Annotated in this window: 2 protein-coding genes; both read right to left on the bottom strand. The window is 35.5% G+C overall.

Going from position 1 to position 2,200, the window contains the following annotated elements:
* A partial coding sequence (locus IHO13_RS04690) for a glycosyltransferase (protein ID WP_225538504.1) occupies nt 1-183 on the bottom strand: 183 nt, incomplete at its 3' end.
* 471 nt (nt 184-654) lie between these two features.
* The gene (gene lpdA / locus IHO13_RS04685; RefSeq protein ID WP_225538501.1) at nt 655-2,040 is read right to left on the bottom strand and encodes a dihydrolipoyl dehydrogenase; all 1,386 of its coding nucleotides are present in this window, start codon (nt 2,038-2,040) and stop codon (nt 655-657) included.
* Between the last annotated feature and the right edge of the window lie 160 nt (nt 2,041-2,200).

Here is a 2,200-nt window from a genome sequence, read left to right as displayed (position 1 = left end):
CTTAAATTTATTGCTGCTTGGCTTATATAACGGCAGGGTATAATTCTCCATGTCAATATTTTTATCCGTTTTTTTATCAGTAAATAATGTGCTATTATACCCTTGTATCTTTAGTGCTCCCGCTAAGGTTATAGCTGGAAAAATGTGTCCACCTGTACCACCTGTTGCTAGAATGATATCCATTTGTGTATAGTAAATTAATACTAGATTGTTAACCATTACTTAACAATTTGCACACAAAATTTTACCAAGCTTTATGGTAGGGAATCAGAAATGTCTGAAAACAATAGTAAAAAAAAATCTAACGTGAAAAATAAGCCTTAAGGACAAGAAGAAGGCAAAAGCGGAAATTTTGTATGACTGTTAAAAAGATATAATAAAAGCTCTCTTCAATTCAGTCGTTGATCTATCTCAGCAAGAGCAATGTAAAAATTACAATCAGTAAGAAGGTAAGATATGAGTACTGAAACAACAGTCAAGCAAATGGGTAAAAAAATCCAGAGGATCTTAATCAAAAGCAAGTGAAAAAAGCAGCTGAAGGATTAAAAGAAAGGTTACAGAAATCTGGTGCTGGTAATCAACTTGTCGGAGTTAAAATACCTAGTCAAGCTACAACTTAAAATATTGATGATGTTAAAGCAATGAAACGCTAATTTAACTATTTAACGATTCACCGTCCGCTGCAAGAACCGATTCGTGTATCATTTCTGAAATGGTTGGATGAGGAAAGACCGTAGACTTCATGTCGGAGTCTGTTCCTTCCAGCTGCTTTGCAAGAGCAAAATTGCTGATTAACTCTGTTACTTCTGCTCCTATCATGTGAGCGCCAAGAAGTTCGCCTGTTTTTTTATCAACCACTGTTTTTACTAACCCTTCGATTTCACCGAGTGCAATAGACTTACCATTAAAATTAGCACGAAATTTTCCTATCTTTATATTATACCCATTTTTTATTGCCTGTTCTTCAGTAAGGCCAACACTTGCTATCTGCGGGTGAGAGTAAGTGCAATTTGGTATGCACTCCTTTTTTAACCTATGAGGACTTTTGTCAGCAATCTTTTCAACGCAGATCACAGCTTCATGACTTGCCTTATGCGCTAAACATGGTGGGCCAGCTACATCACCTATCGCATACATCTTAGGTTCGCTCGTTTCATACCATTCATTCGTTTCAATAAAACCAGAAGAGCTTAATTTAATTTCTGTATTTTCTAACCCTATATTTTCAGTGTTTGCTTGAACGCCAACTGCAACAATTACTCTATCGAATTCTTTGCTCTCACCACTACTTAGTTGCACCTGAGTAGAGCCTTTATTTTTAGTAAAAGTTTTTACACTATTGTTTGTATATATCCTTATTCCCTGTCTTGTAAGTATTTCTTGCGCTAAATTTGAAATCTCTCTGTCTTCCAATGGTAAAATAGTGCCTTTTACTTCTACAATTGTTACTTCAACTCCCAAAGTACTATAAAAACTTGCAAATTCTATTCCGACTGCACCAGATCCTATAATTAGTAGCGATTTTGGCAGTCTATCCGGAATCATAGCATGCTGTGCATTCCATATTAAATTTCCATCTATCTCTATTCCAGGCAGGTTCCTCGCTCTCACACCTGTTGCTAAAATAACATGCCTGGAAACAATTTCTTGTTCCTCCTCACTATTGAAGATTTTTATAGTATAGTTACCCGTAAGTTTACCAAGTCCTTGGTAAATTTTGATGTTATTCTTCTTCATCAAATACGCAACACTTTTTGATAACTTATCAACAACTTTTCTTGAGTATTTCACTATCGACTGAATATCAAAGCTTGTATCTTTTACTTTTATACCAAATTCCTCTGATCTTCTTATTAATCTATAAATTTCAGATGCTCTAAGCAGAGATTTTGTTGGTATACACCCCCAATTTAGGCATATACCACCTAAATTCTTCTCTTTCTCAATAATCGCAGTTTTAAACCCAAGCTTCGCTGCCCTAATTGCAGCCATATAACCACCAGGACCGCTACCTATAATAGTAACATCATACTCACTCATCAGTTTTCTTCGTATTAAAAAGACTATATATAACAGACGGAATCTATATAATCAACGGCGTTACCTCGTGTCATTCAAGTAGCTCTTTTCTCGTCATCTCAATGCCTCCTTTTCTTGTTATTTATAGCCCTTCTGATAACAGTCAGGAATAATCAAAGAA

Origin of the sequence: Wolbachia endosymbiont of Mansonella perstans, from assembly GCF_020278605.1 — a bacterium.
GTDB lineage: Bacteria > Pseudomonadota > Alphaproteobacteria > Rickettsiales > Anaplasmataceae > Wolbachia.
Note: the sequence above shows the minus strand (reverse complement) of the source record. Positions and strands in the feature narration are given on the sequence as shown.